Origin of the sequence: Xanthomonas arboricola pv. juglandis (assembly GCF_905367715.1) — a bacterium.
Taxonomy (GTDB): Bacteria; Pseudomonadota; Gammaproteobacteria; order Xanthomonadales; family Xanthomonadaceae; genus Xanthomonas; species Xanthomonas arboricola.
In genome coordinates this window covers 4086453-4099280 of sequence record NZ_HG999362.1, presented here as the reverse complement: position 1 = coordinate 4099280, position 12828 = coordinate 4086453, and the positions used below count along the sequence as shown (strand labels likewise).

Annotated in this window: 13 protein-coding genes; 6 read left to right on the top strand and 7 right to left on the bottom strand. The window is 65.4% G+C overall.

All coding sequences use genetic code 11. From position 1 onward, the window contains the following. Positions 1 to 51 precede the first annotated feature (51 nt). Positions 52 to 651, top strand: coding sequence for an alpha-ketoglutarate-dependent dioxygenase AlkB family protein (locus KHN93_RS17565; RefSeq protein WP_104560066.1), 600 nt, complete (start codon positions 52 to 54; stop codon positions 649 to 651). A gap of 467 nt (positions 652 to 1118) precedes the next feature. On the opposite strand, the gene KHN93_RS17560 is transcribed toward KHN93_RS17565, so the two are convergent. The 4 genes from KHN93_RS17560 to KHN93_RS17545 all read right to left on the bottom strand — a co-directional run bounded on the left by KHN93_RS17560 (position 1119) and on the right by KHN93_RS17545 (position 4846). Further along, complete coding sequence (locus tag KHN93_RS17560; protein WP_104560065.1) at positions 1119 to 1763, bottom strand: ABC-type transport auxiliary lipoprotein family protein; 645 nt, start codon at positions 1761 to 1763, stop codon at positions 1119 to 1121. After that, the gene (locus KHN93_RS17555) at positions 1760 to 2686 is read right to left on the bottom strand and encodes an MlaD family protein (protein ID WP_016903957.1); all 927 of its coding nucleotides are present in this window, start codon (positions 2684 to 2686) and stop codon (positions 1760 to 1762) included. The genes KHN93_RS17560 and KHN93_RS17555 overlap by 4 nt, the downstream gene beginning before the upstream one ends. A 2-nt stretch (positions 2687 to 2688) precedes the next feature. Continuing rightward, entirely contained in the window at positions 2689 to 3531 is an 843-nt protein-coding gene (locus KHN93_RS17550; RefSeq protein ID WP_104570694.1) for an ABC transporter ATP-binding protein, read from the bottom strand. A gap of 85 nt (positions 3532 to 3616) precedes the next feature. Continuing rightward, the gene (locus KHN93_RS17545; RefSeq protein WP_372469938.1) at positions 3617 to 4846 is read right to left on the bottom strand and encodes an MlaE family ABC transporter permease; all 1230 of its coding nucleotides are present in this window, start codon (positions 4844 to 4846) and stop codon (positions 3617 to 3619) included. Positions 4847 to 4895: 49 nt separating this feature from the next. Between KHN93_RS17545 and KHN93_RS17540 the strand changes: the two genes are divergently transcribed. Continuing rightward, positions 4896 to 6155: a threonine/serine exporter family protein gene (locus KHN93_RS17540; RefSeq protein ID WP_039518883.1), complete on the top strand. Its 1260-nt coding sequence runs from the start codon at positions 4896 to 4898 to the stop codon at positions 6153 to 6155. A gap of 60 nt (positions 6156 to 6215) precedes the next feature. On the opposite strand, the gene KHN93_RS17535 is transcribed toward KHN93_RS17540, so the two are convergent. The 3 genes from KHN93_RS17535 to KHN93_RS17525 all read right to left on the bottom strand — a co-directional run bounded on the left by KHN93_RS17535 (position 6216) and on the right by KHN93_RS17525 (position 9023). Beyond that, on the bottom strand, positions 6216 to 6668 hold the full coding sequence (locus KHN93_RS17535; RefSeq protein ID WP_104560064.1) for an H-NS histone family protein: 453 nt from the start codon (positions 6666 to 6668) through the stop codon (positions 6216 to 6218). Between the two features lie 144 nt (positions 6669 to 6812). Next, positions 6813 to 8507, bottom strand: coding sequence for a proline--tRNA ligase (locus KHN93_RS17530; protein WP_039518889.1), 1695 nt, complete (start codon positions 8505 to 8507; stop codon positions 6813 to 6815). Positions 8508 to 8621: 114 nt separating this feature from the next. Then, the gene (locus KHN93_RS17525) at positions 8622 to 9023 is read right to left on the bottom strand and encodes a DUF4124 domain-containing protein (protein WP_039516234.1); all 402 of its coding nucleotides are present in this window, start codon (positions 9021 to 9023) and stop codon (positions 8622 to 8624) included. A 131-nt stretch (positions 9024 to 9154) separates the two neighbouring features. Here KHN93_RS17525 and pssA point away from each other — a divergent pair, with 131 nt between their 5' ends. The 4 genes from pssA (at position 9155) to KHN93_RS17505 (ending at position 12798) form a co-directional block, all read left to right on the top strand. Next, on the top strand, positions 9155 to 9928 hold the full coding sequence (gene pssA, locus KHN93_RS17520; protein WP_016902892.1) for a CDP-diacylglycerol--serine O-phosphatidyltransferase: 774 nt from the start codon (positions 9155 to 9157) through the stop codon (positions 9926 to 9928). Continuing rightward, the gene (locus KHN93_RS17515; RefSeq protein WP_211920925.1) at positions 9925 to 10395 is read left to right on the top strand and encodes an alanine acetyltransferase; all 471 of its coding nucleotides are present in this window, start codon (positions 9925 to 9927) and stop codon (positions 10393 to 10395) included. The genes pssA and KHN93_RS17515 overlap by 4 nt, the downstream gene beginning before the upstream one ends. Next, on the top strand, positions 10392 to 10874 hold the full coding sequence (gene rimI / locus KHN93_RS17510) for a ribosomal protein S18-alanine N-acetyltransferase (RefSeq protein ID WP_024939133.1): 483 nt from the start codon (positions 10392 to 10394) through the stop codon (positions 10872 to 10874). Before KHN93_RS17515 ends, rimI begins: the two co-directional genes overlap by 4 nt. A gap of 790 nt (positions 10875 to 11664) precedes the next feature. Further along, positions 11665 to 12798 carry a pectate lyase family protein gene (locus KHN93_RS17505; RefSeq protein ID WP_039518897.1) on the top strand — a complete coding sequence of 378 codons (1134 nt, stop codon included), beginning with the start codon at positions 11665 to 11667 and terminating at the stop codon, positions 12796 to 12798. Positions 12799 to 12828 lie beyond the last annotated feature (30 nt).

Sequence of the window (12828 nt, the reverse complement as noted above, 5' to 3'; positions counted from 1 at the left end):
CATCCGTGCCGCGCAGCCTCCACTCAGCGGGCGCGTGCTAGCGTTTGATGCATGAAGATTCGGGTGGCATTGCCGCAAGCGGAGATCGCCTGGTGTCGCGGCTGGTTGCCGCGCGCGCAGGCCGATGCGCTGCTGCAGGCGCTGCTGACGCAGGTGCAATGGGAAGTACACCGCATCCGCATGTTCGGGCGGACGGTGGATTCGCCGCGTCTGAGCAGCTGGATGGGCGATGCGGACGCCAGCTATCGCTACTCGGGCACGCAGTTCGCGCCGCAGCCGTGGCTGGAGGTATTGCAACCTCTACGCGCACGCCTGCAGGCCGAGACCGGGGCGCCGTTCAACAGCGTGCTGGCCAACCGCTACCGCAGCGGCAACGATGCGATGGGCTGGCATAGCGACGACGAGCCGGAGTTGGGCGCGCGACCATTGATCGCCTCGGTAAGCCTGGGTGCGACGCGGCGCTTTGCATTCAAGCATCGCGACGATGCTGCGTTGAAGCAGACGCTGGAATTGGGGCACGGCGATCTGCTGTTGATGGCAGGCGATACCCAGTGCCACTACAAGCATGCAATGCCGCGCACCGCAAAGCCCATCGGCGAGCGCATCAATCTGACCTTTCGTCAGATTGCGCCGCGCGTGTCCTACCCATAAGAGCGGCTAACGAAGCGTAGCGAGCGCTAGGCTGGCGGTGAGTGCAGTGGTTTTGTTGTCCACATCTTGGTGGATGCAGTCAGCAGTCCGAGTCAAACGCTGAGTGGGTCGAGGGCGCGGTGCCCTCACCCCTCGCGGGACACGCCGTGAACCCGTCCCTGGGGGCTCGGTGGCGGCATCCATGCCGCCACATGGTCCCGCAATCGGTGAGGACACCGCACCCGACAGTTTGTTGGCTGCTTTGTTGAAAGCCATGCACACCGACCATCTCGACTGGTCCTTGCCCGCCCACCGTCGCGGGACCTTATGCGGCATGGATGCCGCAGAAGAGCCTACAGGGACGTACTTGCGGCGTGTCCCGCGATGGTGGGCGGGCCAAGAACCTGCAGCCAGGCCGCAGATCAGCCGCCCCGCGGTAGACCGGCGTGAAGTGCTTTGTTAACCGCTCTAAGATCTGTCGCCTGCGCTTACAACGAACGCGGCAGGCTCTGGCTATCCTGCTGGCCAGTGACCAAGGTCCAGCCGACCAGTTCGGTGGTGACCTGCGTCATCGCTTGTTCGAATGCCGCTGCCACCGCAGCCGTGTCGGTGCCGCTGGACGGGCGTGCGACCAGGAAGGTGCGCGAGGCCACCACGCGTTGATCGGCAGCGTGCAGCAGTTTGGCATTGAGTTCGATGGTGGCCGAGGGCAGCGACTGGCCGGCGTAATCGGACTCGAAGCGGCGCAGGTCGATCGCCAGCTTGTAGTCGGAGCGGATGCCGGTGCCGATACGGGCGACGGCGGCGATCTTGCCGGAGTCCTCGAACGCGCGTACCACGCTGTCTTCCAGCATGTCGGTGGCCGGCTGCGCCCAGCCTGCGCCGTGATAGACCTGCAACTCGCCCGGGGTCGTGCGCACGTTGATGCGCGGGCTGTCGATCACCCGCGCGGCGCTGGGCTTGGACACCGACAGCTGCCAGGTTACTTGCGGCCAGGACGGGTTCGGCGTGATCCGCACGTTAGGTGCGTAGATGGTGGCCGGCTTCTTGTCGCCGCCGGTCAACACCGAGCAGCCGCCCAGCGCCAGCAACGAGACGCACAACATGGGACGCAACATGCGCATGGCAGTCATTTCGGTTCGAACTCCTTGGGTGCGTCGCGGCCGAGCAGGTAGCGCGCAGGGTTGTTGTCCAGTTTGTCGCTGACCCGGCGCAGGTCACGGATCAGACCGCGCAATTCGGTCAGCGTGGGCCCGAGCTGGCCCAGGCCATCGTTGGCAAAACTATTGATGGCCGCGCGGTTCTCGCCAAGGATGTTGTCGGCGTTGCCGGCGGCCGAATCCAGCTTGACCAGGGTGGCATCGAGCTTTTCCAGGATGCCCGGCAACTGCTGCACCAGGTTCTGGTCCAGCCGCTTGATGGTGCCGTTGGTGGTGGTCAGGGTGGTGTCCAGATTGCGTGCGGCATCGCGCGCGCTGACGATCAGCGCCTGCATGCCTTCGTCGCGATCGGCGATGCCACCACTGATCTTTTCCAAGTTCTGCAGGGTTGCGGTGATGCTGGCCACGTTCTTGTCCGAGAGCATCTGGTCCATGCGCTCGACGATGCGGTTGGCGGTGTCGGTGATGTTCTGCAGCGCGGACGGCGTGGTCTGGATGATCGGCGCGTCGCTCTTGTCGATGGTGGTCAGCGACGGTGCCTCGGGCGTGCCACCGGAGAGCTGGATGATCGACGGGCCGGTCAGGCTGGTGATGGCCAGTTTGGCACGCGTATCGCTCTTGATCGGCGTGGTGGAGTTCACCCGCACGTGCGCGACCACCTGGCGCGGGTCGTTCGGCGCCAGCGTCAGCTCGGTGATCGAGCCCACCGCGATGCCGTTGTATTGCACCGGGCTGCCGACCGTCAGGCCGGTCACCGCCTCGCGGAACACCACCCGGTATTGCTGCCAGGTACGGTCGGAGGAGTATTTTGCGGCCCATAGCCCGAACAGCAGCAGGGCCAGGCCCGCCACGATGGTGAAGGCGCCGATCAGGACGTAATTGGCTTTGGTTTCCATGCTCAGGCGGTCTCGGTGGAGTCGGTCTTGGCCGCGCGCGCGGCGCGGGCGCGCGGACCGTGGAAATATTCCTGGATCCAGGGGTGGTCGATCTGCTCGACTTCGGCCAGCGGCGCGTTGGCGATCACCTTGCGATCGGCCAGCACCGCGATGCGGTCGCAGATGGCGTACAGCGTATCCAGGTCGTGCGTGATCAGGAACACGGTCAGGCCCAGCGCCTGCTGCAGGGTGCGGATCAACCGGTCGAAGGCGGCCGCGCCGATCGGGTCCAGCCCGGCGGTGGGCTCGTCCAGAAACAGCAGCGGCGGATCCAGCGCCAGCGCCCGCGCCAGGCCGGCGCGCTTGCGCATGCCGCCGGACAGCTGCGAGGGCAGCTTGTCCAGTGCATCGGCCGGCAGGCCGGCCAGCTTGATCTTCAGCAGCGCCAGCTCGAAATACCAGCGCTCGGGAAACTCGCCGTGATGCTCCTTCAGCGGGACCTGCACGTTTTCGCCGACAGTCATCGACGAGAACAGCGCGCCGTCCTGAAACAGCACCCCGGTATTGCGGGTGATGTGCTGGCGGTCGGCGAAACGGCCCGAACGCGCGTCCGCCCCCAGCACCTGGATGCTGCCGGCGTCCGGCTCGCGCAGGCCCAGGATGCTGCGCATCAGCACCGACTTGCCGGTGCCCGAGCCGCCGACCACGCCCAGGATCTCGCCGCGACGCACGTCCAGGTCCAGCTCCTCGTGCACGACCTGGCTGCCGAAGCGATTGGTCAGCCCGCGCACCGAGATTGCCAGCTGGTCGTCGTCGGCGTCGGTCTCTGTGCCGGGAGAGGGAATTTGGGATTCGGGATTGGTCACAGCACAGCTCTCACAAATGTCAGGGCGCCAGCTGCGCTTGTGCCTTGCACGAATCCCGAATCCCGAATGTCGAATCCCGGTCTCATCACCACCCCATCTTCATGAACCACAGCGCGGCGATCGCGTCGAGGATGATGACCAAGGAAATCGTCTGCACCACCGAGGAGGTGGTGCGCTCGCCAACCGATTGCGCGGTGCCGCTGACCTTCAGGCCTTCCAGGCAGCCGATCAGGCCGATCACCAGCGCAAACAGCGGCGCCTTCGACAGCCCGACCAGGAAATGCCGCAGCTGGATGGTGTCGTGCATGCGCGCCAGGTACATCTGCGGCGGGATATCCAGATCGAATGCGCCCACGGTGACGCCACCGGCCAGGCCAGCGATCATCGCGATGAAGGTCAGCAGCGGCAGGGTGAAGATCAGCGCGAGCAGGCGCGGGATCACCAGCAGGTCGATCGGGTCCAGGCCCAGGGTGCGGATCGCGTCCACTTCCTCGCGCGATTTCATCGCACCGATCTGCGCGGTGAAGGCGCTGGCGGTGCGCCCGGCCAGCACGATGGCGGTCAGCAGCACCGCGAACTCGCGCAGGAAGGCGATCGACACCAGCTCCACCACGTAAATCTCCGCGCCGAAGTCGCGCAGGATGGTCGAGCCCAGGAAGGCGATCACCGCGCCGACCAGATACGACAGCAGCACCACCAGCGGCACCGCATCCAGGCCGACCTGCTCCATGTGGTGCACAGTGGAGGTCAGGCGGAAGCGGCGCGGCTCGTGGATCAGCCGCGCGATCTTGACCAGGTTCTCGCCCAGAAAGCTGTTCAGCTCCAGAATGCCCTGGCCGACGCCGTGGGTGGTGCGGCCCAGACGGTCCAGCGCGGCGACGAAGCCGTAATCGCGTTTGGGCTTGGGGCGTTCGTCGTTGAGTTCCTCGATGGTGCACACCAGCGCCTGGTGCTCATCGCGGAAATCGATGGCGTCTTCCTTCAGGCCCATGCGGCTGGCGAAGCGCAGCAGCTGCAGCACGCCGGCCGAATCCAGTTGCCCGATGCCGCGCGCGTCGATGCGCCGGACCCCTTCGGGCACGGCCTGCAGCAGCTCGGCCTGGGGCAATGCGGTCGCCAGGACCCAACTGCCAGCAAGGCGGACCTGTGCGTGATCCTGCGAGTCTTGTTCGATGCGTGGAGGTTGCGCTTTGATCATGGGTGGCCTGTCCGTGGCGCCAGCATACCGCGCCCGGCGTGAGCGAATGATGGGGACGCTTCGCACCTGCGGTCCCGGCACAGACAATCGGCACGCCGGCCAGGTGCGCTGCGGCATACACTGGCGGCCTCGCCAGACGGCGTTTCTCCGATCCGACCCGCCACGCATGTCCGCTGCCACCGTCGTCCAACCGTCCGCCAGCGCCACCTATGCCCAGCGCGTCGCCTTTGTTTCGGAAATCGCCGGACGCCTGCATTCCTATGGCACCACGGCGCAGCGTCTGGAGGCCGCCGTGGTCGGACTGTCGCAGAAGCTGGGCCTGGACTGCGAGCCCTGGTCCAATCCCACCGGGATCATTTTGAGCTTCAGCGACCCGACCAAGGCCATCGGCTCCAGCGACATCACCCGGGTGATCCGGTTGGCCCCGGGCGAGAACGACCTTTACAAGCTCAGCGTGGCCGATTACGTGGCCGACGGCGTGGCCAACGGGCGCATGAGCATTGCGCAGGGCCACACCGCGCTGCGGCGGCTGGACCGCGAGGTCGATCGGCGCGGCAAGACCATGCAGGTGCTGGCATTCGGGCTGGCCGCCGCCGGCGTGGCAGGGTTGTGGAAACTGCCCTGGCTGGATATCGCCACCGCCGGCGCGATCGGGATGTCAATCGGCCTGCTGACCCAATACACCGACAGGCGGCCGGCGACCAAGGAAGCCGGCGAGGCGCTGGCCGGCCTGCTGGCCGGGGTGGTGGCCGCGGTGGTGGCTTCGCTGGTCGGGCCACTGAACCTCAATACGGTGATCATCGCCTCGCTGGTGGTGCTGCTGCCCGGCATGTCGTTGACCAATGCCTTCAACGAGCTGGCCAGCCAGCACTGGGTCTCGGGCACGGCGCGGCTGGCCGGTGCGGTGACCACGGTGCTCAAGCTCACCGTCGGTGCGGTCATCGCGGTGACGCTGACCCAGGTGCTCGGCCTGCACCCGCAGGTGGCCGCATTGCGCCCACAGTCCGGCTGGGTGGAGTGGGCCTCGCTGCTGGTGGCCGCTTATGCGTTTGCGGTGTTGTTCAAGGCCAATCGACGCGATTATTTATGGATCATGGCGGCGGCCATGTCCGGGTATGTCATCGCGCGCTATGCCGGGCATGCCTGGGGTGGCCCGGCCGGCGTCTTTGCATCGGCCATGGCATTGACCGCCGCCGGTAATCTGTTTGGGCGTGTGGTGCAAAAACCCGGGGCATTGATCCGTTTGCCCGGCATCATCATGCTGGTTCCGGGCAGTGTCAGCCTGCGTGGCTTTCTGACCTTGGTACAGCAACAGGATGTCAGTGTCGGGCAGGCCGCGCTATTGGCGGTGACCAATATCGTGATGGCCTTGATGGCCGGATTGCTGTTCGGCAATCTGTTGATTCCGGCCCGCAAGAATTTATGACCGGTAGAAAAACGCGCAATAAAAAACGCCGGCACTGCCGGCGTTTTTTATTGGTAACAATCAAGCAGCCTTGGGCTTCTTGGGCGCGCGCTTGGTGGCGGCTTTGCGCGGCGCGGCCTTCTTGGCCGGGGTCTTCCTGGCGCTGACCTTGCTGATCAGAAAGTCTTCGACCTTCTTGCCGGCGGCGGTCAGTTCGGCCAGCCAGCGCGGCTGCTTGCCGCGACCAGTCCAGGCTTCCTGGGGATTGGCGGGGTTGCGATACTTCGGCGGAACCTTGCCCAGCTTGCGGCCGGCGCGCGGGCCCGGCTTGGCAGCGGCAGCCGGACGACCCGGGCCGGCGCTGGCGCCAAACAATTCTTCGATGGAATAACCCTGGGCTTTTGCCGCGCGGGTCAGCTGCGTGCGAACCTTGGCAATCGGGGCGCGCTTGGCAACCACGGTCTGCTGCTTTTTCGCATTTTTGATCAGTGCACCCAATTGCTTGGCCGACAGGCCGCTAAGATCGATCGACATCACTACTCCGGAAGATGAGAGAGAAAAGAATGCCGGTCCGTGGCAGCGCTGGCCATCATAATGTCAGAAAACCCAAGTGACAAATGCGCCGAAATAATTCGGCGCCTTGTGTTCATCCAATTGAAGTAGTTTCGGGTGATTTGATCAACGACCCAGGCGGGAGAATAACCCGGCCTTATCCAGGTTTTCTGCTGCCTCCGCAGTGCGGGCGCGATATTCAAATGTACCGGCGGCCAATCCGCGTTCGGAGACCACCACCCGATGCGGAATACCCAATAGTTCCATATCTGCAAACATCGCGCCCGGGCGCAGGCCGCGGTCGTCCAGCGCCGCTTCGATCCCTGCGGCGATCAATTCGTCCAGCAATGCCTGAGCGGCGGCAACCACCTGCGCATCCTGCTTGGGGTTGATGATGCAGACCACCACCTGCCACGGTGCCATCGGCGCGGGCCAGACGATGCCGGCATCGTCATGGTTCTGCTCGATCGCCGCCGCCACGATGCGCGAAATGCCGATGCCGTAGCAGCCCATCTTCATCACTGCGGGCTTGCCGTTCTCGTCGATCACGGTGGCCTGCAATGCCTGCGCATACTGGCTGCCGAGCTGGAACACATGGCCTACCTCGATGCCGCGGGCCAGCCGCAGCTCGCCGCCATCGGCCGCGCGTTCGCCGTCGATGACGTTGCGCACATCGGCAACGGTTTCCGGTTCGGGCAGGTCGCGGCCCCAGTTGACGCCCACCAGATGCGCGCCGGGCACATTGGCGCCGACCACGAAATCGGCCAGTGCCGCGACATCGCGATCGGCCACCACGCGCACCGGGCGCGCGGTATTCACCGGACCCAGGAAGCCCGGCTCGCAGCCGAGGTGGTCGCGGATTTCGGTTTCGTTGGCCAGGCGGTAGCCGGCCAGGCCGGCAACCTTGCCAAGCTTGATCTCGTTGACGGCGTGATCGCCGCGCACCAGCACCAGCACGAAGCCGGCTTCGGTCATTACCGCCACCGACTTGACCGTGCGCTGCAGCGCGATGCCCAGCAACTGGGCGACGTCTTCGCAGGTCTTCTGGGTGGGCGTTGCGACCTGGCGCATCGTCTCGCCAGCCGCGGCGCGCGGGGCGGGCAGGGCGGCGCTGGCGGTTTCCACGTTGGCGGCGTAATCGGAGCCGGTGGAGAACGCCAGCGAGTCCTCGCCGGAGGCGGCGATGACGTGGAATTCCTGCGAGGCGTCGCCGCCGATGGCGCCGGAGTCGGCCTGCACGGCGCGGAATTCCAGCCCCAACCGGGTGAAGATGCGGGTATAGGCCGCGCGCATGTTGTCGTACTCGCGCGCCATGTCGGCATCGGTGAGATGGAAGGAATAGGCGTCCTTCATCAGGAATTCGCGTGCACGCATCACGCCGAAGCGCGGGCGGATCTCATCGCGGAACTTGGTCTGGATCTGGTAGAAGTTCAGCGGCAGCTGCTTGTAGCTGTTGATCTCCTGGCGCGCGAATTCGGCCGCGGCCTCTTCGGCGGTCGGGCTGTAGCAGAACTCCTGTTCCTTGCGATCCTTGATCTTGAGCAACTGCCCGCCGAACTTCTCCCAACGGCCGGTGGCGTCCCACAGCTCGCGCGGCTGGATGGTGGGGAACAGCACTTCCACCGCCCCGGCGCGGTTCATCTCCTCGCGCACGATGGCCTCGACCTTGCGCAGCACGCGCAGACCCAGTGGCGACCAGGTGTACAGCCCGGAGGCCAGCTTGCGGATCATGCCCGCGCGCAGCATCAGACGGTGGCTGACCAGCTCGGCGTCGGCCGGGGTTTCCTTGGTGGTGTGCAGGTGGAACTGGGAAAGACGCATCGGGCTTCGCTTGGGCGGAAAGCCCATAGTTTGCCAGTCTCGCGCCCTGCCGGTCAGTGGCGCCGGCCGATCGGCCGTGCATATGGACCGGCAGGTGGCCGGTCCCGGGCCAGCTCAGGTGGCCGGATTGCCGCTCGCTGCCGGCTTGCAATAGGCCTTGGCGGCCGCCTCGGCGAGATTGCGCTGCGCCGCGCGGGCGTCCGGGTCCAGCGGGGTGCCGGGCTTGCCGTCGGCGCCGGCGCCCATGGTGACCTCGCCCTTGCCGCTGAGCAGTTCCAGGTTGCGGCGTGCGGTCAGGCAGTCGGCCGATTCGGGTGTGGCGGCTTCCGGCGCGGCGATGGCGGCGGTGCCGCTGCGCGCATCGATCCGGCGCGCTTCGTAGCGCTGGCCGGTCGGTGGCGGGGTTTCGGTGTAGTGGGTGACGCCCTTGGCGTCCTTCCATTTATATAGATCGGTGGCGCCGGCGGCGGCGCTGACCAGCATCAACAGGGCGCAAAGCCCGGACGACAGGTGCATATGGCTTCCCCTGGATGATTCCCGCGGCGATTGCAGCATCCGCGGCCCGCGCTGGCAAGTGACGCCGCAGGCGCACAGGCGCGACGCAGGCGCGCTACCGCCGGACGGACCTCAGGCCCTACACTTGCCGGATGGATGAGATGAGACCGCCCCCGCGCTCGCGCACGATTTACCTGCTGCCGAACCTGTTCACCACCGCCGGGCTGTTTTCCGGTTTCTACGCCATCATCGCCGCCGCCAATGGGCAATTCGTCCAGGCCGCCATGGCGGTGTTCGTGGCCGCGGTGATGGACGGGCTGGACGGCCGGGTCGCGCGCCTGACCAATACCAGCAGCGAATTCGGCGTGCAGTACGACTCGCTGGCCGACCTGGTCAGCTTCGGCATGGCCCCGGCGCTGGTGATGTACCACTGGTCGCTGTCGGCATTGAAGTACGACAGCAACGTAATGGGCCGGGTCGGCTGGTCGGCCGCGTTTCTGTATGCGGCCTGCGCGGCGCTGCGGCTGGCGCGCTTCAATACGCAGGTGGGCGTGGTCGACAAGCGCTGGTTCATCGGTTTGGCCAGCCCGGCGGCTGCCGGCCTGATGATGTCCTTCGTGTGGGCGTTTGCCGACGACAGCCTGGGCTTTGATGGCGAGCAGCTGCGTTACCTGGCGCTTGCGGTCACCGTGGTAGCGGCCTTGCTGATGGTCAGCCGGATCCGGTTCTGGAGTTTCAAGGGCGGCGCGCGTGGTCCGCGCGCCGACCGGGTGCCGTTCCTGGCGCTGGCGATCGCCACGGTGGTGATCGCGTTGCTGGTGATCGACCTGGCGCGTTCGCTGCTGGTGATCGGCGTGCTGTATGCGCTGTCCGGCCCGGTGATGTGGCTGTGGCGGCGCTGGCGGCGCACGCCCGAGCTGCCATGAGTCAATTGGCCTCCGAGCCGATGTGGTCCGATTTGCAGGTGTCGTACCTGCAGGCGTTGGGGCACACGGTGTATCTGGACCGCGACAGCGTGGACGCGACGGCGGCGCCTGACGAGACGACCGAGCGTGCGCCGACAGCGGCACCGCCACGCGTGGAGCGCGCGCAGCCAACGACGGCGCCTGCGGCACCGCCTGTGGTGCGTCGCAGCGCACCGGCCGCATCGGCCGACGTGCCGCAGGCGGTCACGACTGCGTCTTCGACGGCGCCGCAACGGCGCAGCCGGGTCGGCATGCCCGATCGCCTGCAGATGGCATTGCTGCGCGCCTCCGGCTGCAATCCGGGCGATCCGAATACCCAAGCCTTGATGGCATCTTGGCCGCTGGCCGAGTTGCGCGGCAACCCGGCGGCCAAGCGCGCGCTGTGGCCACAACTGCGTGCGCTGCGGCGGCGTCGGGATCCGGCATGAGCGCCTTGAACGTGCCGCTGCCCACCTCGCTACGCGCCATGCGCGAGAGCGATCTGGATGTGGTGATGGAGATCGAACATCGCGCCTATCCGTTCCCGTGGACACGCAGCATCTTTCGCGACTGCCTGCAGGCCGGCTATCCGGGCTGGGTGATGGAGCAGGGCGGGCAGGTCATTGGCTACGGGGTGATCAGCATCGCCGCTGACGAAGCGCACGTGCTCAATGTCTGCATCGCACCGGAGGCGCAATCGCAGGGGCATGGCCGGGTGCTGTTGCGCGCGCTGATCAAGGGTGCCTGCGATCGCGGCGCGCGTCGCGCGTTTCTGGAAGTGCGCCCGTCCAACCCCTCGGCGATTGCGCTGTATCACTCCGAAGGCTTCAATGAAATCGGGCGGCGCCCACGCTACTACCCCTCCAACACCGGCCGCGAAGATGCGTTGGTGATGGCGATCGAGTTGTCCTTCGAAGGGTTTTCCTGAGCGCCATCGGCGGTAGCTGATGGGAGTGGTTTCGCGCGTGCTGCTGGAACCGCGCGCATACACCTGATACCTGCCGCGCGGTTGCCCTGTTGAAGGGGCTCACGACCTGGAGACGCCAGTCTGCTCTTGGGTCACGGTCAGACGACCGCTCCGGAGCTTTCGGTTCGCAGCATGCGGCTTTGTCGTTACGAAATACGCTCAGGTAATCAGGCATTGCGCGCCGTGACCCGAGTCCTTGCGTATCGCTGCAATCGATCGCAACAGGCCGCACCTTTCCTCCATCGCAGCGCTTGAGTCGGTCGCCCGCGCGCCGCCATCTGCCATGACGCGCTTGCATGCGTCATGGTGATTATTTCGCCATCTCGTATTTGACGTTTTCAGCGGCGTGATCAATTACGTCCAGACGTGCGCGACGCCGCACGATGGCGATACCTCGCATTGCAGCCGCTGTACGCGTCAAAAAAACATGCAGGCATGTGATCGTGGCGGCACACCGTGCTGGACCTGTGTCCGTCTGCATTGCGATGCGGATCATGCTGCGCTGCAGTGTCCTTACGCCTGTCTCTGCGTGTCTTGATTGCAGCGTTTTGTCTTCTCTTGCGTGTCCCGCAACCGTTTGCGTGACTGCGCGTGCACATCGATGCATCGGCTAGATACAAGCCATTGCGATGCTCCTAGTATCGGTGCCGCGGAACTGAACATTACAGAGATGAAAAGTATGTTCCGCGCCTGCTAGACGAGGGGTGTGCCGCCGCGCGGCGCATCGAACCCATCCGAGGGAGACATCAAGATGAAGCCGAAATTTTCAACGGCGGCCGCCGCGTCGCTGTTTGTCGGGTCGTTGCTGGTCGTTGGCGTTGCCTGCGCCGATCCTGCACTGGAAGTTGCAACCACTGGTTGGGCAACACAGAACGGGGGGACCAAGGGCGGCTCCAAGGCGGCCGCTGCCAACATCTACACGGTCAAGACTGCCGCCGAGCTGAAGAACGCGCTGAAGGCCAGCGTGGGCAGCAACGGGCGCATCATCAAGATCAGCGGCATCATCGATATCAGCGAGGGCACGCCGTATACCAAGACCTCGGACATGAAAACCCGCGCGCGGTTGGATATCCCGACCAAGACCACGCTGATCGGCATCACCAGCAATGCGGAGATTCGCGAAGGCTACTTCTACGTCAAGGCCAACGACGTCATCATCCGCAACCTCACCATCGAAAATCCCTGGGATCCGGAGCCGGTCTGGGATCCGGATGACGGCAGCGCCGGCAACTGGAATTCCGAGTACGACGGCCTTACGGTCGAGGGCGCAACCAATGTGTGGGTGGACCATGTCACCTTCACCGACGGCCGCCGCACCGACGATCAGAACGGCACCGCCAACGGTCGCCCCAAGCAGCATCACGACGGCGCGATGGACGTCAAGAAGGGCGCAAACTTCGTCACGATTTCCTACTCTGCGTTCAAGTCGCACGAGAAGAACGACCTGATCGGCTCCAGCGACAGCGCCTCCAGCACCGACAGCGGCAAGCTCAAGGTGACCATCCACAACACCTTGTTCGAGAACATTTCCGCGCGCGCACCGCGTGTGCGTTTCGGTCAGGTGCATCTGTACAACAACTACCACGTCGGTAGCACCAGCAATAAGGTCTACCCGTTCTCGCACGCGCATGGCGTGGGCAAGGAGTCCAAGATCTTCTCCGAGCGCAACGTGTTCGACATCAGTGGGGTGAGCAGCTGCGACAAGATTGCGGCCGATTACGGCGGCAGCGTGTACCGCGACCAGGGCTCGCTGCTCAACGGCAAGGCGCTGACTTGCTCGTGGAATAGCAACATCGGCTGGACCCCGCCGTACACCTACAGCCTGCTGTCGGCCGACAAGGTCGCTGCGGACGTCAAGGCCAAGGCCGGCGCCGGCAAGCTGTGAGCGTTACCACCGCAACACCGCATGCAGCGC

Coding starts and splice junctions, on each gene's coding strand:
- KHN93_RS17565 (WP_104560066.1), top strand. CDS start 52: ATGAAGATTCGGGTGGCATTGCCGCAAGCGGAGATCGCCTGGTGTCGC.
- KHN93_RS17560 (WP_104560065.1), bottom strand. CDS start 1,763: ATGACTGCCATGCGCATGTTGCGTCCCATGTTGTGCGTCTCGTTGCTG.
- KHN93_RS17555 (WP_016903957.1), bottom strand. CDS start 2,686: ATGGAAACCAAAGCCAATTACGTCCTGATCGGCGCCTTCACCATCGTG.
- KHN93_RS17545 (WP_372469938.1), bottom strand. CDS start 4,846: ATGCCGCAGCGCACCTGGCCGGCGTGCCGATTGTCTGTGCCGGGACCG.
- KHN93_RS17540 (WP_039518883.1), top strand. CDS start 4,896: ATGTCCGCTGCCACCGTCGTCCAACCGTCCGCCAGCGCCACCTATGCC.
- KHN93_RS17535 (WP_104560064.1), bottom strand. CDS start 6,668: ATGTCGATCGATCTTAGCGGCCTGTCGGCCAAGCAATTGGGTGCACTG.
- KHN93_RS17530 (WP_039518889.1), bottom strand. CDS start 8,507: ATGCGTCTTTCCCAGTTCCACCTGCACACCACCAAGGAAACCCCGGCC.
- KHN93_RS17525 (WP_039516234.1), bottom strand. CDS start 9,023: ATGCACCTGTCGTCCGGGCTTTGCGCCCTGTTGATGCTGGTCAGCGCC.
- pssA (WP_016902892.1), top strand. CDS start 9,155: ATGGATGAGATGAGACCGCCCCCGCGCTCGCGCACGATTTACCTGCTG.
- KHN93_RS17515 (WP_211920925.1), top strand. CDS start 9,925: ATGAGTCAATTGGCCTCCGAGCCGATGTGGTCCGATTTGCAGGTGTCG.
- rimI (WP_024939133.1), top strand. CDS start 10,392: ATGAGCGCCTTGAACGTGCCGCTGCCCACCTCGCTACGCGCCATGCGC.
- KHN93_RS17505 (WP_039518897.1), top strand. CDS start 11,665: ATGAAGCCGAAATTTTCAACGGCGGCCGCCGCGTCGCTGTTTGTCGGG.